Consider the following 22,525-nt stretch of genomic DNA (forward strand, 5'->3'; position numbering starts at 1 on the left):
GCGCGCGCTCACACTCACACTCACACCGCGCTCGCCCGCTACGACGCCGTCCCCGCTTTTTGCCCCGCCACGTTGTAGCGGTGCGCATCTTCGAAGAACGCGCGCTCGGCGGCCTGATTCATCACGAGGATGCTGATGCGGCGGTTCAGCGGACTGTCCGTGCTGCCTTTGTCGAGCGGCAGCACGTCGGCGAGTCCGCGCACCTGCAGCAGACGGTCCTCGGCCAGATGACCGGCCACCAGCGCGCGCCGCGCCGCGTTCGCGCGTTCGCTCGACAACTCCCAGTTCGAGTAGCCCGCGAGGCCGCCCGAATACGGGACCGAATCGGTATGGCCCGCGATCGACACGCCGCTTGCCGTGTCGTTGAGCGCGCTGCCGATCTCGACGAGGATCGCGTACGCGTAGTCTTCGAGCTTCGCGCTGCCGGTGGCGAACATCGGGCGCTTGAGCGAATCGACGAGTTCGATGCGCAGCCCTTCGTCGGTGATCGTGACGCGGATCTGGTCCTTGAATGCGCTCAGCGCGGGCTTTTGCTCGATCAGTGCCGAGAGTTTCGCCTTCAGTTGCTGAAGACGCGCCTTGTCGGCGGCGTCGGCGGGCGCGAGCGCCACCGGCACCGCGCGCGTCTGTGGCGGCTGGGCTTTCGCGCCGCCCACGGCGGGCAGCTTGTTCGACAAATCGTGGCCACCGCCGTTGATGACGCTCGGGCTCGGATTGGCCGAATTCGGCTTGCCGCCGAGCATGCTCGACAGCGGCGTGTTGAAGTACTTTTCGATGCCGTCGCGGTCGTACTGCGAAGTGGAGCCGAGCAGCCACATCAGCAGGAAGAAGGCCATCATCGCCGTTACGAAGTCGGCATAGGCGATCTTCCACGCGCCGCCGTGATGCGCGTCGTGGGCGCCGCCTTTCTTCACGCGGCGTATCACGGGCGCGGGTTTGCTGCTCTCGCTGTCTTGCGCGGCGCGCTGTCTTTGCGACATGTCGTGTTCTCCCCGGTGTTGCGGTGTCTCTGTGCGCCGCGCTTACGCGGGCTTCGGCGTCTTGGTGGCGCGCACGGTTTCGTCGAGTTCCTTGAAGCTCGGACGGTCGGCGGTGAACAGCACCTTGCGGCCGAATTCCACGGCCACCGGCGGCGCATAGCCCGCGAGCGAGGCGAGCAGCACGGCCTTCACGCACTGAAACGGCTTGGTGGCGGCGCGGCCCTTGGCGTTGAGCAGATCGGCGATCGGGCCCACGAAACCGTAGGCCAGCAGAATGCCGAGGAAGGTACCCACGAGCGCGCCCGCGATCATCTCGCCGAGCACGGCGGGCGGCTGGCCGACCGAACCCATCGTGTGCACGACGCCCATCACGGCGGCCACGATGCCGAAGGCGGGCAGGCCGTCCGCCATCTTCTGGATCGCGTTGGGCGCGACCGAGACTTCGGCGTGGTGCGTGTCGAGTTCCTCGTCCATCAGGTCCTGCATTTCCATCGGGTTCACGTTGCCGCCCGACATCATGCGCAGATAGTCGACGATGAAATCGAGCAGATGATGATCGGCCAGCACGCGCGCGTACTTCTGGAAAATCGGGCTGTTCTCGGGCGCTTCGATATCCGCTTCGAGCGCCATCATCCCTTCCTTGCGGGCCTTTTGCAGCAGTTCGTAGAGCAGGGCGATCAGTTCGAGATACTGCGCCTTGGTATAGCCGCCGCCCTTGAAACAGGTGGGCAGCGCCTTGATGGTCTTGCCGAGCGTGGACTTGGGGTTGCTCACCACGAACGCACCCATCGCCGCGCCGAAAATACACAGGAGTTCGAACGGTTGCACGAGCGCGGGCAAATGGCCGCCCACGCCGACGAAGCTCCCGATCACCGATCCGAGGACCACGATCCAGCCGATTGCGACAAACATGATGTTTCCCTTGCTTCCTTGAGTGTTGAAACGGACCCGACGGCCGCGCGCGACGCCTGCGCAACGTCTACGCGGCGTCTTGCGCGAGCGCGTTGGCGCGGTCCACGTTAAGCAGCGCGTCGATGTCCCGCGCGGCCATTGCCTTGCCGAAGTAATAGCCCTGTGCGTACTCGCAGCCCTTCAGACGCAGCATGCGCGCGAGTTCCTGGGTTTCGACGCCCTCGGCCACGGTGGCCATGCCGAGATTCGAGGCCAGCGCGACGATGGCGTCGACGATCTTCGCGCTTTCGCTGCACGTCGCCATCGAGAGCACGAACGAGCGGTCGATTTTGAGCTTGTCGAAATGCAGTTCGTGCAGATGCTGCAGGCTCGAATAACCGGTGCCGAAGTCGTCGAGCGACATGCTCAGCCCCGCGCCGCGAAATTGCGCGAGCACGGCGCGCGCGATATCGAAGTCGCACATCAGCGCCGACTCGGTGATTTCGATCTCCAGACGCTCGGGCGGAAAGCCTTCGTCGGCGAGAATCGGCAGCAGCAGCGACACCAGTTGTTCGTCCTTGAACTGCGCGGGCGAGATGTTGAAAGCGAGACGATAGCGCTCGGGCCAGCGCAGCGCGTCGCGGCAGGCGCGGCGCAGGATCGCCGCCATGAACACGGGCGCGATGCCCATTTGCTCGATCAAGGGGACGAACAGATCGGGCGGCACCCAGCCGCGTTCGGCGTGATGCCAGCGCGCGAGAATTTCGAAGCCGGCGGTCTGGCCGTCGGCGAGACGCACGAGCGGCTGATAGTACGGACGGATCTCGCCGCCCGCGAGCGCGCGGCGTACGTCCGATTCGAGCGTGGCCTGCTCGCGCAGTTCGTCGTCCATCTTTTGCTCGAAGAAACGGTACGTGCCTTTTGCCTTCGCATTTGGCGCGGTACATGGCGATGTCGGCGGCGCGCAGCAGGTCGTCGGCATCTTCGCCGTCGCGCGGGCAGCACGCGATGCCGATGCTCGCGTCCACGTTCAGACGCACGCCGTCCACGTCGATGGGCGCGCGCACGGCGGCCAGCAGACGTTGCGCGAGTTCGCGCGCGACATCGGCCTGTTCGTCGTGCGGGGCGAGCGCGAGCACGGCGAATTCGTCGCCGCCAAGACGCGCGACGGTATCGCGCTCGCGCACGTTGCGGCGCAGCCGCGCGGCGATTTCGCAGAGCACGGCGTCGCCGGCCGCGTGGCCATACAGGTCGTTCACGGGCTTGAAGCGGTCGAGGTCGATCACGATCACGAGATAGCCGCTGCCGCGACGGCGCGCCTGTTCGAACGCGGCGCCCATCTCCGCCGCGAGCAGGCGACGGTTGGGCAAGCCGGTGAGCGGATCGTGGCGCGCGAGCGCCTGGGCGTGCGCCTCGGCGGCGCGCGTGGCTTCGTGTGCGTCTTTCAGTTCGCGCGACCTCGCGCAGAGCGCGTCGAAAGCCTTGGCCATCGCGCCGATTTCGTCGGTGCGTTCGAGGTCGGGCAGCGTGTGAATCTCTTCGCCGCGAGCGAGCCGCACGAGCGAATCGGTGATCGTGAGCAAGGGCTGCAGCATCGTGCGCTCGACATGGCGGAACAGCGCGACGCCGAGCAGCAGCGTGAGACAGGCGATCGCGAGCGCGGCTTCGAGCGTGCGCTTGACGAGCTGGCGCGCGTGGCGAGCCGCATCGTGAACGCCGAGCGCACGTTCGTCGCCGGTCGTTTGCAGGCTGTCGTCGCGCAGGTTGCGCAAGTCCGTTTCGCGCAGGCCCTGGCGGTCGATCAGCACGAGGCGCGCGGGCACGGCCTGCACGTTGTCGAGCGCGTGCGCGGGGCGTTCGTTGCGTTCGCCGAGTTCATCGCCGTTGCGATCCGCGTAACGATCCTGGAACGCGTGTGCGGCCGGTTCCGGTTCTGTGGGTTCGGCATGTTCGAGCGCATGGTTCACGGCGAGCAACTGACTCGTGAGCAACAGCGTTTGCGCGGTGAACAGCACGATGAAAATGCCGATGTGCAGCTTCGTGCGCGTGCGGATCGAGCGGCGCAATGCAGCGCTCGCGCTACGCAGCGGCCAGGCATCGCGCGCCTGAGGCGCTCGGGACGCGGGCTTCATGGTGTGATCCATAGGCGTTCGTCTCGATGATCCTCAAGCGCGGCAGGTGCGCTGGCGCGCAAGCAGTCGACGCGTGGCGAAATTGGTGGCGGCGCCGGTGCCATGACCGCGCCATGCAGCGGCACGGCGTGCGCGCGGCGAGGCGCTCGCACGGGCCGCCGATGTGCGGCTGCCCGCGAGGCGCGCGGCGCTGGCCCACGAAGGTGGCGAAGTCAATTTTGCAGCCTGAGTCAGTGATCTCATGATGATTGCGCGAACATGAAGCTTGGCCATTTTTACGGCGGCGCCGCACGTTGCTGAAGTCGTCTTACGATATTTTTTTCGGGGGTGCGATCATCGTGAATCAGGTAATTAATCAGGTATCCGTATCAATGGAAATAAATTGCCGAGCGCCGCGAAGCGCAGCCATGTCGCGCGCCGCGCTTGATGCGGATATACCCGCATGCGCGCGGCATGGCGGCATGGCGTCGTGCTATCCGGGCGCACGGGCGTGCGCTTTTTATTCAGTATTTACCGGGGAAAATAGCGGAAAGCGAGACGTCGCACGCCGCCGCGCGCCGGGGTCAGGTTTGGCGCGCGCTTGCCGTTAACGTGTATCGAGAACCGACCGAGGCGTCGCGCGTGCCGCGCTCGCCACTGCGAGACACCGACATGATTACTGCTCCGCTTCCGCTCGACGAGGACGTCCGCCTGCGCGCGCTGCAACGGCTCGATATCCTCGACTCCGAACCGGAGGAGGCGTTCGACCGCATCGCGCGCCTCGCCGCGCGGGCGTTTCGCGTGCCGATCGTGCTGGTCTCGCTCGTCGACGAAGACCGTCAGTGGTTCAAGTCGCATTACGGCATCGCCGCCTGCGAAACGCCGCGCAGCATGTCGTTCTGCGCGCACGCGGTGTTGAGCAAGCGCCCGCTCGTGGTCGAGGACGCGCTCGACGACGAACGCTTTCTCGACAATCCGCTCGTGCTGGGCGCGCCGCATATCCGTTTCTATGCGGGCGCGCCGCTGCGTCTCGCCGACGGTCAGGTGGTCGGCACGCTCTGTCTGATCGATACCGCGCCGCGCGCGTTCGAGATCGCGGACGTGGAAACGCTCGCCGACTACGCGCAACTCGTCGAGCGCGAACTCGAAGTGCGTCGCAAGCTGATCCGCTCGCGCACGGCGCACGAACGCGACCGCCGCTCGCTCGCGATCAGCGAGGCGCGCTTCACGACCGTGTTCCGGGAAACGCCGATCGGCAACGCGCTGGTCGCGCTCGACGGCCGCTTTCTCGACGTCAACCAGACCTTTTCGGAGATCACGGGCTACGACGAGGCATCGCTGCGCAAGCTCACCTTCGCCGACGTCACGCATCCCGCCGACGTGGCCGCCGACGTGGCGCTCGCGTCCGAATTGCTCGCGGGCAAGCAGTCGACCTATACGACCGAAAAGCGTTACGTGCGTCCCGACGGCACGGCGATCTGGGTGAATCTCGCCGTCACGCTGCTGCGCGACGCGGCGGGCGTGCCCGCGCATTTCATCGCCGCCGTGCAGGACATCGACAGCCGCAAGCGCAGCGAGGAAGCGCTGCGCAACTATCACGCGGAACTCGAGGAACGCGTGCGCGAACGCACCGCCGAACTGCGCCGCAGCCGCGACGCGCTGCAGACCATCACCGACAATCTGCCCGTGCTGATCGCCGTGGTGGACCGCGAACTGCGTTATCGCTTCTACAACGAGACGTTCAAGCGCGTGCTCGGGCCGCGCGCGCCGGGCGAGGTGGGGGCGAACGTGGCGCAAACGCTGCGGCCCGACGTGCTCGCGCAGTTGCAGCCATACTTCTCGCGTGCGCTCGCGGGCGAACGCGTGACCTGCAGCGAGGTGCGGTATCGCGAGGACGAGGAACGCGTCTGGTGCACGACCTATATTCCGGCGAAGCGCGACGGCGTGGTGACGGGTTTTTACGTGATGTCGCACGACGTGACGGAGCAGCGCCGCACCGAGCAGCATCTGCGCGAGCGCGCGCTGGTCGATGCGCTCACGGGGCTCGCGAACCGTCGCGCGCTCGATGAGGAACTGGCGGCCACGCACGCGGGAACGTGCTGCTTCGCGGTGTTTTTCGTCGATCTCGACGGCCTGAAGGGCATCAACGATCGTCACGGCCACGATGCCGGCGACGCGCTGTTGCGCGAGGCCGCGCAGCGGCTGGGCGCGACTGTGCGCGCGGGCGATTTCGTGAGCCGTCTCGGCGGCGACGAATTCGTGGTGGTGAGCCGCGGCGTGGCCGACGCGCGCGACGCCGGGCGCATCGCGCAGGCGATCTGCGGCGCGCTCGCCCGGCCGTTCGTGACGGGCGGCATGCGGGTGGAGGCCAGCGCGAGCGTGGGTGTGGCGATCCACGATGCGAGCGTGGCGGCCGCCGATCTGCTCGCGATCGCCGATACGGCGATGTACGAGGCCAAGCGCGCCGGGCGCAATACCTGGCGGCTCGGCTGCGCGCCGGTGGCGGAAGCGGGCGGCGAAGCCGGACGCTCGCCGGTGGTGTCGCTTTCGTAGTTTCCGCTTTCGTCGTTTCGAGTCGCGTCGCGCGACGCTCTTCGCGCATGTTCCCCTGTCGCCTGTCTTTCACACGCCTTCACGCTGCGCCCGCCCGGGCACAAAACCTGCGCATCTCCCCACCGACGATCTGCTGACGCGCTTGCGTGCGTCCACGCACGATCGTGCCGGCAGCGCGATAATTGGGGCGCGCCAGACACGCAAGGCCGCGTCGCGCCGGTATGATGCAGACCCCAATGCAGACCGATGCCGCCGGCGATCATCGCCCGAATGTCATCATGCTTGGCCGTTGTTGTGCTTGTTTTGCTTGTCTCGCTTATCAGGACCCGACCGTGACCGCTATCCGATCCGCCGCCGAATCCTCGTTCGTCGATGTCCTCGGCGCTCTGCGCCTCGCAACCGCCGCGCGCCACGAGGCCGTCGAGCGGGCGATGCCGCTCGCCGTGGGCGCGCCCTCGCTCGCCCATTACCGTCTGCACCTCGAAGTGCTGCGCCACTGGCTCGCGCCGCTCGAAGCGTGGCTGCAGCGTTTCGCCGACGGCCCGCAGGACGCCGCGAGCCTGCCGCAAATCGCGCGTCTGACGCTGATCGAGCGCGACCTCGCACACCCGGCGCTGCGTCCGCAGGACACGACCGACGAACTCGCCGAAGCCCGCCTTCACGCGCAATCCGGCGTGCGCGCCGTGCCGCCCGTCGTATCGGCGGTATCCGCCGCGCTCGCCGCCGACGCCGCGTGGCGCTGGGGCGCGTGTTACGTGATCGAAGGCTCGCAACTGGGCGGCGCGGTGCTGCTGCGCAAGCACGCGCCGGCCTTCGCGCCGCATCCGCTCGACTATCTGAGCGGCGACGGCAACGCGCCCGGTCCGCGCTGGCACGCCTTCGTGGCGGCCATGCGGCGCGAAGTGCATACGCCCGTCGCGGTCGACCGCGCCTGCGCGGGTGCGCGGGCCGCTTTCGACCGGCTCATCGCGCTGCTGCCGCCATCGTCGCTGGACACCGTCGCGCCCGCCGCGCGCGTGGTCGCGGCCTGAGCGCTGCCGGGCGTCGACGCATCATGCGCGAGTCCGCTGCGGGGCCGATGGCCGGGTCGATGGCTGATTCAGTGGCCGATTCAATGACAGCGTCCGCCGCGCCGGAGACCGGCGCGCTGCTCGACGTCGCCGACATCTTCGAGGCGCTGCCCGACGCCTGGCTGATCCTCGACGCCGAGGCCACCGTCGTCGCGGCCAACCGCGCCTATCTGGCGCTCGTCGCGTGCGAGCGCGAAGCTATCGTCGGCCGCTCGATCTACACGATCAACCAGGCGGGGTCCACGGCACAGCGCGAGGCGCGCCGCCAGTGGCTCGAGAGCCTGCTCGCCGACGGCGCGCCAGGCGAAAGCCGTCTTGCCCCGCCGATCCGCTACGACCTCGCGCTCGGCGGCAACGGCGCGCTCGTGCCGCGCTACTGGCAGGTGCGCGCGACGCTCATGCGCACCGCGCGCGGCGAGGCGCTCTACGGGCTTTGCGTGCACGACATCACCGAACGCATGGAAGAGGAGGCGCGCGAGCAGCGCGAGCGCGCCAAGCTGCGCTCGCAGGCGCGCCTGCGACAGGTGCTGGTGGACGAAGCCAACGAGCAGTTGCGCATGCAGCAGGAACAGCTTCAGCACGCGCTGGCATTCGCGAGCGTGGGCGCGTGGGAACTGCAGACGCGCACGGGCGTATTCACCTGCAACGAGCAGTTCAAGACGCTGCTGGGTCTGCCGGGTGTGGCAACCATCACCGAACGGCGGCTGTTCGAGGAATTGATCGACGAGGAACATCGCGAGCGCGTGCGCAGCGCGTTCGACGCCGCGCGCCATACCGATACGCCCGTGGAAGTCGATTTCCGCGTGACCTGGCCGAACCGGCAGCGACGCTGGATTCTGTTGCGCGCCACGCGTCCGCGCGGCAGCGAAACCATCGAGTACAGCGAGCAGGAGAACGCGCCGCCCGCGGCGGTGTCGATCATCGGGCTCGCGCTCGATATTTCGATGCGCAAGGAGTCCGAGCTTGAACATCAGGCCGCCGCCGTGACCGAGCGCGCCGCGCGCGAGCGCAGCGAAGAGGCCACGCGCGCGATGGATCATTTCGTGGCGGCCGTGAGCCACGAACTGCGCTCGCCGCTGGGCGCGATCCAGTCGTGGGCGACGCTGCTGCAACGCTCGGCCGACGTCACGCACATGGCGCGCGCGGGTACGGTCATCGAACGCAATGCGCGTCAGCTCGCGCTGATGGTCGACGATCTGCTCGACAGCGGCGCGATCGCCACCGGCAAGCTGTCGATCGAACTCGCGCCCGTCGATCTGGGTGCGCTCGCGGGCAATATCGCCGAGGACATGCGCATGCGCATCGAGGAAAAAGGCGTGCGCCTCGTCGCCGACGATCTCGATTCCTGCGTCGTGATGGCCGATGAAAAACGCGTGCGCCAGGTCATCTGGAATCTCGTGTCGAATGCGCTGAAGTTCACCGAGGCGGGCGAGATTACGGTGAGCGTGCGCGTGCACGGCGAGCACGCCGAGCTTTGCGTGCGCGACACGGGGCGCGGCATCGGCGCCGACGTGCTCGAACGCATTTTCGAACGCTTCTATCAGGCGGCCGGCAGCGGACGCGTGTCCGGACTCGGGCTCGGACTATGGCTCGCACGCAGCATCGTGCGCCTGCATGGCGGCTCGATTCGCGCGCATAGCGACGGTGTGGGCAAGGGCGCGACGTTCGTGGTGACGATGCCGCGGTATCGGTGAATGAGGTGAATGCAGCGGTAAAATCGCCGCACCGCATTGCTCCCTGACGCCACCGACATGAACGATTCCACTTCCACGCCGCTCGACGCGCTCATCAAGCAGGTGCTCGCGTTTCGCGAGGCGCGCGACTGGCAGCAGTTTCATACGCTGCGCAATCTGATCGTGTCGACCAGCATCGAAGCGGGCGAGTTGCTCGAAACCATCCAATGGAAAGACGATGCGCAGATCGCCGCCATGCTAGCCGATCCCGCCGCGCGCGCCCATCTCGAACAGGAATGCGCGGACGTCTTCATCTACTTGCTGCTGACCGCGCACACGGCGGGGTTCGATCTCGTGAAGGCGGCCGCCGACAAGGTGCGCGTGAACGAAACGCGCTATCCGGTCGAGAAAGCGAAGGGCAACGCGAAGAAGCATTCCGATCTGTGAGGACCGGCGCGCACGTCAATGCGCAATTCAACGCGACGATCAACGCGACGATCAGCGCGAATAAGGCGGCGGCTCGTTGAGCACGGCCCAGAAGACGCCGAGGTCGTTGATCGCATCCATGAAGTCGTCGAACTCCACGGGCTTCACCACGTAGGCGTTGACGCCCAGATCGTAGCTGCGCAGCAGATCTTTTTCTTCGCGCGACGAGGTCAGCATGACCACCGGAATGCGCCGCAGATGCGCGTTCTCGCGCACGACCTTCAGCACTTCATGGCCGTCGAGCTTCGGCAATTTCTTGTCGAGCAGAATGACGGCGGGGTTTTCGTCGAGGCGATCGGCCCACTGACCTTCGCGGCGCAGGTAGTCGAGCGCTTCCGCGCCATCGCGCAGCGCAACCACCGGGTTCGCAAGGCGCGCTTTTTCAAGCGCGATCAGGGTGAGCTCGATATCGTTCGGATTGTCTTCCACGAGCAGAATGGGTCTTAGCACGACGGTATCCTCTTTCTCCGGCGCCTCTAGGCGCGTTGGGTAGGGCAGGGTTGCAGGTTGATCGATGAGCGCGGCTAGTCCGGCTTGCGCACGTTGCGAAACGGTTGCGCGCCCGGCGTGACCGACGCGAGCCGCGCGACGGCCGCCGCCGCCGATTCTCCATTTTTCGCGGCGCTTTTCACACCCTCTTGCGCACCGCTTCGTGCGGATTGCGCGGAGTGCGTCGCCTGTGCGGATGGCGCGAGCGCCACGCGCGGGATCGCGAACGACACCGTGGTGCCCACGTTCAGTTCGCTCGTCGCCCACGCGCGGCCGCCGTGGCGTTCGACGATCCGTTTGACACTAGCAAGTCCGATGCCCGTGCCCTCGAATTCCTCGACGCGATGCAGGCGCTGGAACACGCCGAACAGCTTGTCGACGTAGCGCGCGTCGAAGCCCACGCCGTTGTCGCGCACGAACACGATGTCGTGATCGGCGAGATCGCCTTCGCCCGGCGCGCAGCCGATTTCGATCAGCGCGGGCGCGTCGTCTTCCGTGCGCGTGCTCGTGAACTTCACGGCGTTGTCGATCAGATTGCGCAGCACGACGTGCAGCAGCACGGGATCGGCCGTGAGCGTGCAGAGCGTGGCGACGCGCCAGTCGATTGCGCGCGCGGGATGTTCGCGCTGCTGATCGGCGATCAGTTCCTTGACGAGCCGGTTCAGATCGACGGCTTGCTTGTGCAGCGCGGCGCGCCCCATGTGCGAGAACGCGAGCAGATCGTCGACGAGCTTGCCGCCGAAACGCGCCGACGCCGCGATGCGCTCGACGAAATGGCGTCCGCGCGTGGAGAGCGCGTCGGCTTCGGTTTGCGCGAGCAGATCGGCGAATCCGGCGATATGGCGCAGCGGCGCGCGCAGATCGTGCGAGACCGTGTACGAGAAGCCTTCGAGTTCCTCGTTCGCGCGGCCCAGTTCGAGCGCGAGCTGCGCGAGTTCTTCGGCGCGGCGCAGCACGATGTCGAGCAGCGCGGCGCGGAATTCACGGGCGATTTCGATTTCGGCGGCGCGCCATGGCAGCGAGCGTTCGCGCACGATCTCGGTCCAGACGTCGAAGCTCGCGCGCGGCGAGAGCGCCTGCGCGGGCGTCGTTGCCGTGCCGGACGGCGCGAGCTTCGTGCGCGGATCGCCGGCCCACTTGAGCGCGCGCACGACCTCGGGACGGAACCAGATCACGTAATTGCGAAAGAGCCGCGAGATCGACACGGCGAGCATGCCCGCCGCGTCGTGATGAAACGCGGTGCCTGTCTCCTGCGCGAGTTGTTCGCTCGCGTAAACGTCGCCATGCTGATTGTCGAGCCAGTTGAGGATCTGCTCGATCTGTGTTTTGTCGGGCGTGACGCCCACCGTGACGATGCGTCCGTCGAACACGATGGCCGCGCCGCTCGCGCCCGTGAGCGCGAGCAGTTCGTGCGGCTCGGCCGCGAGCGCGCTCACGAAGTGCTCGCTGTTGGCCATGCTCGCGAGCAGGCGCGAGAGACGGCGGCGCAGCGCGAGACCGTACTCGGCCTGAGCGCCGTCCTCGCGCGCCTCGATCTGCAGCGAGAGCATCTGCGCGATGTGCTCGCAGGCGGCGCGCACTTCGAAGGCGGGCAGGCGCGCGCTGGCGTGATGGCAGGAAATCAGGCCCCAGAGTTTGCCGCGCACCACGATCGACATCGACATCGACGAACCGGTGCCCATGTTCTTCATGTACTGCACGTGCACGGGCGAAACGCTGCGCAGCGACGACCACGTGAGATCGGTCGGTCGGCCCGTGGCCGGATGCAGCGGCGGCACGAGCGGCACGCTCGCGTAGTCGGCGTCGGCGATCAGACGGATGCGGTTCTGCACATAGAGCGCGCGCGCCTGGGCCGGAATGTCGGCGGCCGGAAAGCGCTGATCGAGATACGAGGCGTAGCCGGGGTCCAGCGCTTCGGCGATCACGTGGCCGTTGCCCGCTTCGTCGAAACCGTATACCAGCGTGCGTCCGTAGCCGGTGATGCGCTTGACTTCGCCGGCGGCGAGGCGCGCGAGTTCCTCGACGCCCGGGCTCGCTTGCAGCGCGTGCAGGAAGGTGCGCACGAGCGGGTAGAGCGAGGAGAACACGTCGCCGGTGCCGAGCGCCGGTTCGAGTTCGACGATGGCGACGCCGTCGTAGCGATGCGCGACCACGGCGAGCGGCGCGCGTTCGCCGCCGCGTGGATCGTCGATGGTGCCGACGAGTTGCGGCGCGCCGTCCGAGCCCGGCGCGGCCAGCGCTTCGCGCGCGGCCTGCGCCGCTGGTTCGCCGACGAGCCGCGCGAGCGGCGCGCCGACCAGCGCGTCGGCCGTGGTGCCCGCGAGCGCGCCGCAATTGGCGCTGAGCTGCGCGATGCGGCCCGCGTCGTCGAGACTCGCCAGATAGCCGTGGGGCTGGATGCTGCCGGGCAGGTGGATCGGCTCGCGCGCGCAATCGGTGGGCGGATTGTCTGGCGGTTTGTTCGACGGATTGGTGGACGGATTCACGCTCATGCGGTCAGGTCCTCTTCGAGCCGCTCGAACACGCGTTTGGTCGCGCCGCGTGCATGCAGCGCGAACAGCAGCAGCGAGCGGCCCGTGACCTGATAGACGTCGCCGGCCTCGAATTCGGGCAATTCGTCGCGCACGGGCATGTTGGTGTCGATGAGGCAGCTCCACTGGTCGTTGCCGGGCACCGAGGGCAGCGTGAAATCGACCACGTCGTGATAGGCGTTGAGCACGATGAGGAGCGTGGCGTCGGAGGCGAGCCGCATGATGCCGCTGGTCTGCGAACGGCCGTCGATCAGCATGCCGAAGCAGCGCATCTGCGCATCGCCCCATTGCTCGTCCGTGAGCGGCACGCCCGCGGGCGAGAGCCATTCGACGTCGGTGACGCCGAGCGCCTCGTTGTGCTCGCCGCTGAGAAAGCGGTTGCGGCGCAGGACCGGCAGCGCGCGGCGCAGCGTGGTGAGCTTGCGCACGAAGTCGGTGAGCGCGCGGCCTTCGTCGCCGATGCCGTCCCAGTCGACCCAACTGATCGCGTTGTCCTGGCAGTAGGCGTTGTTGTTGCCCTGCTGCGTGCGCCCGAATTCGTCGCCGGCCAGCAGCATCGGCGTGCCTTGCGAGAGCAGCAGCGTGGCGAGGAAATTGCGTTTCTGGCGCTCGCGCAGCGCGCGGATCTCGGCGTCGTCGGTCGGGCCTTCGGCACCGCAATTCCACGAGAGATTGTCGCCGTGGCCGTCGCGGTTTTCTTCGCCGTTGGCCTCGTTGTGGCGATCGTTGTACGAGACGAGATCGTGCAGCGTGAAGCCGTCGTGCGCGGTCACGAAGTTGACGCTCGACCACGGACGGCGGCCGCGCCGGTTGAACTTGTCGGCGGAGGCGGCGAGGCGCGTGGCGAGGTCGGCGGCCTTGCCTTCGTCGCCTTTCCACCAGGCGCGCACGGTGTCGCGAAAGCGGTCGTTCCACTCGGCCCAGCCGGGCGGGAAGCCGCCCACCTGATAGCCGCCGGGACCGCAGTCCCACGGCTCTGCGATCAATTTGACGCTGGCGAGAATCGGGTCCTGGCGGCAACTGTCGAGAAAGCCGCCGCCTTCGTCGAAGCCTTCGGGTTCGCGTCCGAGGATGGTCGCGAGGTCGAAGCGGAAGCCGTCGACGCCCATTTCGAGCACCCAGTAACGCAGGCTGTCCGTGACCATCTGCAGGACGCGCGGATGCGAGAGATTGAGCGTGTTGCCAGTGCCCGTGTCGTTGATGTGATAGCGCGGATTGTCGGGCAGCAGACGATAGTACGAGGCGTTGTCGATGCCGCGAAACGACAGCGTGGGCCCGAGCTCGCTGCCTTCGGCAGTGTGGTTGTAGACCACGTCGAGCAGCACTTCGAGCCCCGACTGGTGAAGACGGTCCACCATGTTCTTGAACTCGTCGATCGAGCCTTGCGCGCCGACCGAATAGCGCGGATCGGGCGCGAAGAAGCCGATCGTGTTGTAGCCCCAGTAGTTCGTGAGGCCGCGTTCGAGCAGATGCGAGTCGTTCACGAAGGTCTGGATCGGCATCAGTTCGACCGACGTCACGCCGAGTTCGCGGATGTATTCGAGCACCTTCGGATGCGCGAGGCCCGCGAAGGTGCCGCGCTCGTCCTCGGGCACGTCGGGATGGCGCATCGTGTAGCCGCGCACGTGCGTTTCGTAGACGATCGCGCGTTCGCGCGGCACGCGCTCGCGCAGCGGGTGATGCCAGCTGAAGGTCTGATCGACGACGCGGCAGCGCGGCACGTAGCGGGCGCTGTCACGCGTGTCGAAGGACAGGTCGGCGTCGGGATGGTTGAGCGTGTAGCCGAACACGGATGGATCCCATTTGAGCGCGCCCACGTGCGCCTTCGCGTAGGGATCGAGCAGCAGCTTGTTCGGATTGAAGCGATGGCCGGCCTGCGGTTCGTAGGGACCGTGCACGCGGTAGCCGTAGATCGCGCCCGGTTGCAGGTCCGGGACGAAGACGTGCCAGACCTCGTCGGTGTATTCAGGCAGCACGATGCGCTCGATTTCGCGCAGGCCCGTCGCGTCGAAGAGGCAGAGTTCGACCTTGGTCGCGTGCGCCGAAAAGAGCGCGAAGTTGACGCCGCGTCCGGTCCAGGTCGCGCCGAGCGGAAACGGCTGGCCCTCGGCGATGGCAGTGGCGGTCTTCTTCTTCATGGGCTCTCGTGGAGGGGCGGCGCTGACGCTTGCCTGGTGGGCGGTGGGCGGAGGGCGGTCGATCGTTCAACCGAAGAGAAGAGGAAGCAAGGTCCGGGCCAAGGGGGATGAGGCTGGGGATGCGCGTGGGCGCGGGGATCTTGACTGGTCGGCGGGGTGGTGGTGCCCCGCTTTGTGTAAGTTTGGCCGGGTGGGTGTGAAGTTTTTAGCCGGTTTTTTTGGGGCGCGTGCGGCGTGTGTGCGGGCGCACGTGGTCCGGCGTGGTTGCGCGTGGTTGCGCATGGTTGTGTCGCGCGCGCTTATTTCACCGTCTGGACGACTTCGAAACCCTCGAATTCCGGGTGGCTCAGGTAGAGCGGCCGACTCTCGCTCGCGTTGCCCGCATTCCGGTGCGCTGCGCGGAAGGCGTCCGAACGTGTCCAGTCTTCAAACGCGCCATGGTTCGCCCAGATCGTGTGGCTCGCGTACAGCGTGTGGTCTTCGCGCGTTGGACCCTTCAGCAGGTGGAATTCTATGAAGCCCGGGACCGTCTTCAGGTGCGTGTCGCGGTTCTTCCAGACTTCTTCAAAGGCCGGTTCCGATCCCAGCGCGACTTTGAAGCGGTTCATGGCGATGTACATGGGTTTCCTCGGCTGTGGTTGGCGGTTGCTTTCTCGCTTTGATTATAGGGATCTTGGCTTGGGGTGGCGTTGAACTGGTTTTCTTGTCGGTCTGCAAGCGTCGCCCCTGTGCGGGGCGGCACCTACTTTTCTTTGCAGCGGCAAAGAAAAGTAGGCAAAAGAAAGCCGCTCACACCGCCAGTGTGACGCCGTCCGCAAACTGCCGTTTATGGGGAATGGTGTAGGAGCGTCCGGCTTCTCGCACCCTTGCACTGAGTGACAAAGCCGTCATCCATCCTGCGGCGCTGCGCGCGCCGTGAGGGACACCGGCAAACCCTCGGTTTGCCGGTGTTTACCGCTGTTTTACAGCTTCGCTTCCAGGCCCATTTGGGCGCGTACGCGCTTCACATCATCCGCGCTCACCGCGCTTGCATGGTTGCCCCACGCCGATCGGACGAAGGTCGCGAGTTGCGCGACTTCGTCGTCGTCGTAGCGCCAGGCGAACGGCGGCATTGCCAGCGGCGGGAACACGGGCCGCGCCTTCACCGTTCTGGCGGTGGCAGGCTCTATGGGATGTCGTTGCTCAAGCAGTCGACTAAGTGTGCTGACAGCACCGTGGTTCGCGCGACGCCATCGGTTGGCGGCGGCCACAGCCGCACTGCTGCTTGCCTATTCGACCATCCAGTTTTCGTCTCCTTCTTCGAGCACACCGCCGTGATCGGTGTGGTCGCCCCGACGCGCGACCGGGTGACCTTCGACCTCGCAGTTGGTCGCGCCCGTGATGATTGTCGCGCCGCAGCTGATGCGATCGGTGACGCGCGCGACGGCGCGGCCGTTGATGTTGGCCTCGGCAGCGCCGGTGGTGACAGTGCCCGGACCATGCAGCGGGCAAGAATGACGGTGGCCGACTAGAACGACGGGTTTCATCAGAACTCCTTCTGCAAAATAAAATCAGAGGCGAGGCATTGCGTTTCACTGACCAAAATCTTCACTTTCCCGCATTCTCAATCGAAGGTGGGAACTTCGGCTCGTAACAGAGCAGCAGGGAAATCCAGTGGCCGGTGGCGTGAATGAGTGTGACCGGTAAAAGCATCAGCTTGACCAGCACGAACATGGGCCACATGCCGCTTTCGCGCAGGCTGCGCAAGGGCAGGGTGTTCCAGGCGGCTTCGAATGAAAGCCACGGCCAGGGCGTTTTGCTGAGCAACTTCTTGGGTGGCGGTGCGGCTTCAGGACCAATCTCCATGTAGCGGCGGATGTATTCCCAGAAGGCGAGCAGTTCAGCACCGTTACGGGCGGTGCGTCCGACAAAGGTGCCGTCGAAATTGTCGGTGAGTTTGCCATCGGCATCATAGACCGCGCCCGTATCCCAGCTAAGAATCAGAAAGCCTCCGCCGGGTAACACCTCATGACGCATCGAAGGGTCCACTGCCGCCTGAGTCTTGTCCCAATCTAAAGCGACGATGCCGCCGATATTCTTCGGGCGCAGGAGATAGACCTTACGTGTGATCCGATTGAAGCGAACGATCAAACGGCGCGCGGTGAAAGCCTCAAGGCGCAGATAGCGAAAGAGATACTTAACGTAGACGAAAAAAGATCCCAGAGCAACGACTAAAGCCGTTAAACAAAAGAAATAAAAACCGAAATCGAAATCGCGCTCCCCATGTAAAAAGGCTCGAAAAGGTAAGAGTACTGCATAAAGACATACCCCAAGCCACGCCATTCCACCAATTCCGAGAAAAAGTGTGATCAATCCGCGCTTTTCGTCGGATGGCGTACGCACATCAATATATGTATCGTTGTATGCATATAGTGAATCATTTTCTGTGACAGTGCCAGAAAATCTTTCCTTGACGGTTGCCAGAGGAACGCTTTTTCGAGCCTTTTCATCAACCTCCGTGCTACGAGCAAGTTCACTGTCGTCGGCACTATCGCGCCCCTCGTAGACCAGCCATTCCCATAGGTACATTAGAGGGTGCTCTCCACTGCGCGCAGGAAAATCTCCACTTCTATCGCTTCCGAATCGGCGACGCCGTTACTTCGACTCTTGCGGAACGTGCAGTGATCCAGATAGGTTTCGAGGTCGTTAGGCAGCATGTATTCGATAGCTAGATAGGATAAAGATCACTTCGCTGATGCGGAATTACTAATGCAGCATGAATGCAGATATCTAAAGTTGGTTTTGCGTCGTAGTGGTCACTTTGGCCTTCCCCCGCTTTTCCGGACAGGTAAACTAGCCCGTCATGCGTTGCTCGAACTGAACCGGGCTAAGGAAGTTCAGTGTTGAATGTCGGCGATGCGGATTGTAGAAACGCTCGATGTAATCGAACACGTCGGCTCGCGCCGCGTCCCTCGTGCGATAGACGCTTCGGTTCACACGCTCTGTCTTCAGGGTGCTGAAGAAGCTTTCCATCGCGGCATTGTCCCAACAATCACCGCGACGACTCATGCTGCAGGTAATGCCTTGCTGCCTGAGTAGCGACTGGAAGTCCTCGCTGGTGTATTGGCTGCCCTGGTCGCTGTGATGTATCAATTCGGCTGGTCGCCCTCGACGCCAGAGCGCCATCAGCAACGCATCGGCCACCATCTTTGCGTGCATCGTATTGCTCATTGACCAGCCGACGATGCGGCGCGAGTACAGGTCCATCACGGCGGCAACGAACAACCAGCCTTCCGCAGTCCAGATATAGGTAAAGTCGGCGACCCATTTCTGGTTCGGCGAGTCGGCTTCAAACTGGCGTTGCAGGTAATTCGGCGCGATGCCGTGAGCCGCCGCAGCCCCTGAATTGCCCGGCATGCGCCGTCGCCGCTGTCGAGCCTGCAATCCAGCCTGCTGCATCAGTCGGGCAACACGATTCACTCCACAGCGTTCGCCCGCTGCACGCAGATCGTGCCAGATGCGTGGGCTACCGTAGGTCTTGTCGCTTAACTCGAAACTTTCCCGGACCAGCCGCGCGAGTCGAACATTCTCCTGCGAACGCTTGCCCGGTGCTCGACCGAGCCATTCGTAGAAACCGCTATGCGAGACCCCGAGCAACCGGCACATGGCCCGAGTCGGCCAGACGCCGCGCTGCCGTACTATCCAGGCGTACTTCACTGCGGGTCCTTCGCGAAGTAGCCGAGCGCTTTTTTTAGAATGTCGCGTTCCATCGTGACCCGCCTCAACTCGCGCTGCAGGCGCTGTACTTCGGAAAGTGCTTCGGCTCGCAGTGGCTTGCTGGCGTCCATCTCCAGCGCCCCATCTCGCGCCAACCTGACCCAACGGCGCAGCAGATTCTCGCCAATGCCAAGGTCGCGCGCTATCTGGGTTACGACAGCACCCGGCTCGTTGCATAGCCGGACCGCCTCGCGTTTGAATTCGTCGGTGAAGTGCCTTCTTGTTCTGCTCATTCCATCCTCTCAGGATTACGTCAGCTTAGCTGATGTGTCCGGGAGAACAGGGGAAGGCCACTTGTCCGCATTTTCAATCGAAGGTGGGAACTTCGGCTCGTAACAGAGCAGCAGGGAAATCCAGTGACCTGTGGCGTGAATGAGCGTGACCGGCAGGAGCATTACCTTCACCATCACGAACATGGGCCACATGCCGCTTTCGCGCAGCCCGCGCAAGGGCAGGATGTTCCAGGCGGCTTCGAACGAGAGCCACGGCCAGGGCGTTTTGCTGAGCAACTTCTTGGGTGGCGGTGCGGCTTCAGGACCAATCTCCATGTAGCGGCGGATGTATTCCCAGAAGGCGAGTAGTTCAGCACCGTTACGGGCGGTGCGTCCGACGAAGGTTCCGTCGAAATCGTCGGTGAGTTTGCCATCGGCATCATAGACCGCGCCCGTATCCCAGCTAAGAATCAGAAAGCCTCCGCCGGGTAACACCTCATGACGCATCGAAGGGTCCACTGCCGCCTGAGTCTTGTCCCAATCTAAAGCGACGATGCCGCCGATATTCTTCGGGCGCAGGAGATAGACCTTACGTGTGATCCGATTGAAGCGAACGATCAAACGGCGCGCGGTGAAGGCTTCGAGGCGGAGATACCGGAAGAGGTATTTGAAGTAGACGTAGAGGCTACAGAGTGGTACTAACACCGAAATGCCGAGCAATATGCAATCAAGCCCTGTCTCTACTTCCCCATTCACGGCGCGGCCAGTCACAACGGCGTGGCCGAAAAAGTATAGACAAAACGCCAACATGACTATGAACAAAACTAGGCCGAAACCTAAAGGGAGAGTGATAAGTCCTCGCTTCTCGTCATGTGGCGTGCGCACGTCTATGTAAGTGTCGTTATACGCATAGAGAGAGTTGTTGTCTGTGATCGTGCTTGACAGACTCCCCTTCACGGTCGCCATGGGAATGCCTTTTACGGCCCTTTCGACTTCCTCCGTGCTCTGTTCAGGTTTTTTGTCGTCGACACCAATACGACCTTCGAAAGCCAGCCATTCCCATAGGTACATTAGAGGGTGTTCTCCACGGCGCGCAGGAAAATATCCACTTCTTTTGCTTCGGAGTCAGCCAGACCGTTACTGCGGTTCTTGCGGAAAGTGCAGTGATCCAGATACGTTTCAAGCTCGTTAGGCAGCATGTATTCGATGGCGATGGATAGGACAAAGATCACGACATTGATGCGGATACACCAGCGGAGCATAAAGGCGGTCTTAAGAGCCAGCTTTGCGGCCTGATTTGCAGCCGCCCTCAAAAACTGATTCTGTGCATATTTCTCCGACATATATTTCAAGAACGGCGCGCCATAGGCCAGTCCGAGGCCGAAGCCGAAGGAAAGGAAACCCGTACCTACCTGAGCCGTCGCTCTTAAACCATACGCGAGTTCCAGTGAACTCTTATTTGACTGGAAAGCATCCGCCATATCCTTTGCATCGAATGCCGCCCCCACAAACGCCGCTCCCCCGCCACCACTCCGGCATTCAACCGCAACCCACTCCTGAACACCGTCGCCGCCTGACGCACCACCACATTGCCAGTGCGCTCCGCCAGTCCAACCGCCGCACCACCCAGTTCCAGCCCCGCCGCGCTCGTCGCCATCACCGCAGCGGTGAGTTCGAGATACTCGCGACTGCCCTTGTCCGACTTACCCGCCTTGATCTTGAGGTTCCACGCCTCCAGCAACGCAAGCACCGACGCCACCCGCAGTTCAGCCATCGGTCCCTTGACACCCGCCTTGAGCGCTTTCGCGAAACTCTCCGACGCCGCCGTGTTGATCGACCTCTTCACGCCATTGCTTAACGCGATCCCGCCGCGCGTCTCAAGATGCATCTGCTGCGCGAAGCGACCCAGCCGCGCCTTGAAGATCCACGCCAGCACGACATTGGTCGGCGTATCCAGCAGGCTGGCCGCCTTGCTTTCGAACAGGCGATTGCCCAGCACGTTGGCGAGCAGCACGCCGCCGAACATGCGCTTGTTGCCCGGTCCGGCATGCTCGATTGCAGCCTCGAAGTCTTCGACCACCGAATGGCTCCTGTCGTAGATCGCCGCCAGATTTTTGATCGTATCGTCGAGTTGACTCTCCGAGAGGCCGACCAGGTGGCCGCGCTGCGCCAGCAGCTTTTCGATTTCCTTTTCCGTCGCTTCCTGATTCTGTGCGAGTGTCCGCCACACGAGATTGGTCAGTGCGGTGGGGCCATTTGCCCAGCCTGCCAATAGCTCATCGCCATCCTTGCAGGCGTTCATGCCGACCATCGCCGCGGCGAGTTGGCTCTCGAAATACAGGCCCTGAGCGGCATCCCTGCGGTCGTATGCAAGCATCGCTTCCTGTAACCGCTGACTGGTCAGCCAGGTGAGGTGGTCCCTGGCACGTGCGTCCTTGATGGCATCGGCTTTCTCGACCATCGTCCGGTACTCCGTGAGGAAGTGCTGGCGACGGCGCTCGTCAACGTAATTTGCGTACTTGTCTTCCCAGGCGTCGCGGCGAAGCTGGTCGATCTTGGTACGCTGTTTTGCGGCCTGCACATTGCTCCCACCATAGACGGTATTCATATAAACAACGCCAATCGAAACCCTCACTTTCCCGCGTTCTCAATCGAAGGTGGGAATTTCGGCTCGTAACAAAGCAGCAGGGAAATCCAGTGGCCGGTGGCGTGAATGAGCGTGACCGGTAAAAGCATCAGCTTGACCAGCACGAACATGGGCCACATGCCGCTTTCGCGCAGGCTGCGCAAGGGCAGGGTGTTCCAGGCGGCTTCGAATGAAAGCCACGGCCAGGGCGTTTTGCTGAGCAACTTCTTGGGTGGCGGTGCGGCTTCAGGACCAATCTCCATGTAGCGGCGGATGTATTCCCAGAACGCGAGCAGTTCAGCACCGTTACGGGCGGTGCGTCCGACAAAGGTGATTTCATAGTCGTCTTTGAGATGCCCGTCTACATCGTAGACCGCACCTTTTTCCCAGCCGAGAATTAGAAAACCTCCACCGGGTAACACCTCACGACGCATGGAAGGATCGACAGCGGCTTCGGTCTTGTCCCAATCCAAGGCCACGATGCCGCCAATATTGTTCGGACGCAGAAGGTAGACTTTACGTGTGATCCGATTGAAGCGAACGATCAAACGTCGCGCGGTGAAGGCTTCGAGGCGCAGATAGCGGAGCAGGTACTTGAAGTAAGCGTAGAGGCTACAGAGTGGTACTAAGACTGAAATGCCAAGCAATATGTAATCAAGCCCAGTTTCAACTTCTCCGTTCGCGGCGCGGCCAGTCACAACTGCGTGGCCGAAAAAGTATAGACAAAACGCCAACATGGTTATGAACAAAACTAGGCCGAAACCTAATGGGAGAGTGATAAGTCCTCGCTTCTCGTCATGTGGCGTGCGTACGTCTATATAAGTGTCGTTATGCGTATAGATCGAATCGCTATCCGTGACCGTGTTGGATACGCTTTCCCTGACGTTGGGGCCACCGACTGGCTTGCCTGTTTCCCGTGCCCGCTTTTCGGCCCTGTCCTTCCAGCGCTCGTAATCGCCCGGCTTGCGAGTGTCGTAAAAAAGCCATTCCCAAAGGTACATTAGAGGGT

Annotated in this window: 19 protein-coding genes and 1 pseudogene; 4 read left to right on the forward strand and 16 right to left on the reverse strand. The window is 63.9% G+C overall.

Features of this window, described 5'->3' with window-relative positions; translation table 11 throughout:
• Positions 1-38: 38 nt before the first annotated feature.
• From motB to G5S35_RS40365, 4 genes and pseudogenes are all read right to left on the reverse strand, one after another.
• Positions 39-980: a flagellar motor protein MotB gene (motB, locus tag G5S35_RS34530; protein WP_065063947.1), complete on the reverse strand. Its 942-nt coding sequence runs from the start codon at positions 978-980 to the stop codon at positions 39-41.
• Positions 981-1,022: 42 nt separating this feature from the next.
• Positions 1,023-1,892 carry a flagellar motor stator protein MotA gene (gene motA / locus G5S35_RS34535; protein ID WP_074983204.1) on the reverse strand — a complete coding sequence of 290 codons (870 nt, stop codon included), beginning with the start codon at positions 1,890-1,892 and terminating at the stop codon, positions 1,023-1,025.
• Positions 1,893-1,959: 67 nt separating this feature from the next.
• On the reverse strand, positions 1,960-2,763 hold the full coding sequence (locus G5S35_RS34540) for a putative bifunctional diguanylate cyclase/phosphodiesterase (protein ID WP_183040099.1): 804 nt from the start codon (positions 2,761-2,763) through the stop codon (positions 1,960-1,962).
• Positions 2,764-2,842: 79 nt separating this feature from the next.
• Positions 2,843-4,015 (reverse strand): annotated as a pseudogene (locus G5S35_RS40365) (diguanylate cyclase domain-containing protein); the annotation flags it as partial.
• Between the two features lie 639 nt (positions 4,016-4,654).
• Between G5S35_RS40365 and G5S35_RS34555 the strand changes: the two are divergent.
• The 4 genes from G5S35_RS34555 to G5S35_RS34570 all read left to right on the forward strand — a co-directional run bounded on the left by G5S35_RS34555 (position 4,655) and on the right by G5S35_RS34570 (position 9,725).
• Positions 4,655-6,535 (forward strand): sensor domain-containing diguanylate cyclase, encoded by a 1,881-nt coding sequence (locus tag G5S35_RS34555; protein ID WP_065063955.1) that lies wholly within the window; start codon positions 4,655-4,657, stop codon positions 6,533-6,535.
• Positions 6,536-6,867: 332 nt separating this feature from the next.
• On the forward strand, positions 6,868-7,566 hold the full coding sequence (locus tag G5S35_RS34560) for a biliverdin-producing heme oxygenase (RefSeq protein WP_237181805.1): 699 nt from the start codon (positions 6,868-6,870) through the stop codon (positions 7,564-7,566).
• Positions 7,567-7,649: 83 nt separating this feature from the next.
• Complete coding sequence (locus G5S35_RS34565) at positions 7,650-9,299, forward strand: sensor histidine kinase (protein ID WP_176081398.1); 1,650 nt, start codon at positions 7,650-7,652, stop codon at positions 9,297-9,299.
• Between the two features lie 57 nt (positions 9,300-9,356).
• Complete coding sequence (locus G5S35_RS34570) at positions 9,357-9,725, forward strand: nucleotide pyrophosphohydrolase (RefSeq protein WP_065063959.1); 369 nt, start codon at positions 9,357-9,359, stop codon at positions 9,723-9,725.
• Positions 9,726-9,776: 51 nt separating this feature from the next.
• Here the strand turns inward: G5S35_RS34570 and G5S35_RS34575 are convergent, their stop codons facing one another.
• The 12 genes from G5S35_RS34575 to G5S35_RS34630 form a co-directional block, all read right to left on the reverse strand.
• Positions 9,777-10,214, reverse strand: a complete 438-nt coding sequence (locus tag G5S35_RS34575; protein ID WP_065063961.1) for a response regulator — start codon at positions 10,212-10,214, stop codon at positions 9,777-9,779.
• Positions 10,215-10,288: 74 nt separating this feature from the next.
• Positions 10,289-12,745, reverse strand: a complete 2,457-nt coding sequence (locus tag G5S35_RS34580; RefSeq protein ID WP_183040100.1) for an ATP-binding protein — start codon at positions 12,743-12,745, stop codon at positions 10,289-10,291.
• A complete protein-coding gene (gene glgX, locus G5S35_RS34585) occupies positions 12,742-14,922 on the reverse strand; it encodes a glycogen debranching protein GlgX (protein WP_074983194.1) in 2,181 nt (726 codons plus the stop codon). Before glgX ends, G5S35_RS34580 begins: the two co-directional genes overlap by 4 nt.
• 299 nt (positions 14,923-15,221) lie before the next feature.
• Entirely contained in the window at positions 15,222-15,542 is a 321-nt protein-coding gene (gene hmuQ / locus G5S35_RS34590; RefSeq protein ID WP_124262355.1) for a heme-degrading protein HmuQ, read from the reverse strand.
• 342 nt (positions 15,543-15,884) lie between these two features.
• Positions 15,885-16,172: a c-type cytochrome gene (locus G5S35_RS40210; RefSeq protein ID WP_183040101.1), complete on the reverse strand. Its 288-nt coding sequence runs from the start codon at positions 16,170-16,172 to the stop codon at positions 15,885-15,887.
• 18 nt (positions 16,173-16,190) lie between these two features.
• On the reverse strand, positions 16,191-16,448 hold the full coding sequence (locus G5S35_RS34600; RefSeq protein WP_110327075.1) for a PAAR domain-containing protein: 258 nt from the start codon (positions 16,446-16,448) through the stop codon (positions 16,191-16,193).
• 61 nt (positions 16,449-16,509) lie between these two features.
• Entirely contained in the window at positions 16,510-17,490 is a 981-nt protein-coding gene (locus G5S35_RS34605) for a DUF6708 domain-containing protein (RefSeq protein ID WP_176081402.1), read from the reverse strand.
• A 264-nt stretch (positions 17,491-17,754) separates the two neighbouring features.
• Positions 17,755-18,911, reverse strand: a protein-coding gene (locus tag G5S35_RS34610; RefSeq protein ID WP_183040102.1) for an IS3 family transposase whose coding sequence is annotated in 2 segments (ribosomal slippage) — positions 17,755-18,644 and positions 18,644-18,911 — 1,158 coding nt in all. Because the reading frame shifts where the segments join, the coding sequence is not laid out codon by codon here.
• Positions 18,912-18,926: 15 nt separating this feature from the next.
• Positions 18,927-19,961: a DUF6708 domain-containing protein gene (locus tag G5S35_RS34615; RefSeq protein ID WP_183040103.1), complete on the reverse strand. Its 1,035-nt coding sequence runs from the start codon at positions 19,959-19,961 to the stop codon at positions 18,927-18,929.
• A complete protein-coding gene (locus tag G5S35_RS34620) occupies positions 19,961-20,371 on the reverse strand; it encodes a hypothetical protein (RefSeq protein ID WP_183040104.1) in 411 nt (136 codons plus the stop codon). Before G5S35_RS34620 ends, G5S35_RS34615 begins: the two co-directional genes overlap by 1 nt.
• Positions 20,317-21,498, reverse strand: coding sequence for a hypothetical protein (locus G5S35_RS34625; protein WP_183040105.1), 1,182 nt, complete (start codon positions 21,496-21,498; stop codon positions 20,317-20,319). Before G5S35_RS34625 ends, G5S35_RS34620 begins: the two co-directional genes overlap by 55 nt.
• 23 nt (positions 21,499-21,521) lie before the next feature.
• The gene (locus tag G5S35_RS34630) at positions 21,522-22,517 is read right to left on the reverse strand and encodes a DUF6708 domain-containing protein (RefSeq protein ID WP_183040106.1); all 996 of its coding nucleotides are present in this window, start codon (positions 22,515-22,517) and stop codon (positions 21,522-21,524) included.
• Positions 22,518-22,525: the final 8 nt, after the last annotated feature.

The sequence above is a fragment of the Paraburkholderia tropica genome, from assembly GCF_014171495.1.
In the GTDB taxonomy this organism is placed as follows: Bacteria; Pseudomonadota; Gammaproteobacteria; order Burkholderiales; family Burkholderiaceae; genus Paraburkholderia; species Paraburkholderia tropica.

Excerpts from the sequence above, each read along its gene's own strand:
- G5S35_RS34555 (WP_065063955.1), top strand. The coding sequence starts at position 4,655 with ATGATTACTGCTCCGCTTCCGCTCGACGAGGACGTCCGCCTGCGCGCG.
- G5S35_RS34565 (WP_176081398.1), top strand. The coding sequence starts at position 7,650 with ATGACAGCGTCCGCCGCGCCGGAGACCGGCGCGCTGCTCGACGTCGCC.
- motB (WP_065063947.1), bottom strand. The coding sequence starts at position 980 with ATGTCGCAAAGACAGCGCGCCGCGCAAGACAGCGAGAGCAGCAAACCC.
- motA (WP_074983204.1), bottom strand. The coding sequence starts at position 1,892 with ATGTTTGTCGCAATCGGCTGGATCGTGGTCCTCGGATCGGTGATCGGG.
- G5S35_RS34615 (WP_183040103.1), bottom strand. The coding sequence starts at position 19,961 with ATGTACCTATGGGAATGGCTGGCTTTCGAAGGTCGTATTGGTGTCGAC.
- G5S35_RS34570 (WP_065063959.1), top strand. The coding sequence starts at position 9,357 with ATGAACGATTCCACTTCCACGCCGCTCGACGCGCTCATCAAGCAGGTG.
- G5S35_RS34580 (WP_183040100.1), bottom strand. The coding sequence starts at position 12,745 with ATGAGCGTGAATCCGTCCACCAATCCGTCGAACAAACCGCCAGACAAT.
- G5S35_RS34605 (WP_176081402.1), bottom strand. The coding sequence starts at position 17,490 with ATGTACCTATGGGAATGGCTGGTCTACGAGGGGCGCGATAGTGCCGAC.
- G5S35_RS34540 (WP_183040099.1), bottom strand. The coding sequence starts at position 2,763 with ATGGACGACGAACTGCGCGAGCAGGCCACGCTCGAATCGGACGTACGC.
- G5S35_RS34600 (WP_110327075.1), bottom strand. The coding sequence starts at position 16,448 with ATGAAACCCGTCGTTCTAGTCGGCCACCGTCATTCTTGCCCGCTGCAT.
- G5S35_RS34620 (WP_183040104.1), bottom strand. The coding sequence starts at position 20,371 with ATGGCGGATGCTTTCCAGTCAAATAAGAGTTCACTGGAACTCGCGTAT.
- hmuQ (WP_124262355.1), bottom strand. The coding sequence starts at position 15,542 with ATGTACATCGCCATGAACCGCTTCAAAGTCGCGCTGGGATCGGAACCG.
- G5S35_RS34625 (WP_183040105.1), bottom strand. The coding sequence starts at position 21,498 with ATGAATACCGTCTATGGTGGGAGCAATGTGCAGGCCGCAAAACAGCGT.
- glgX (WP_074983194.1), bottom strand. The coding sequence starts at position 14,922 with ATGAAGAAGAAGACCGCCACTGCCATCGCCGAGGGCCAGCCGTTTCCG.
- G5S35_RS34630 (WP_183040106.1), bottom strand. The coding sequence starts at position 22,517 with ATGTACCTTTGGGAATGGCTTTTTTACGACACTCGCAAGCCGGGCGAT.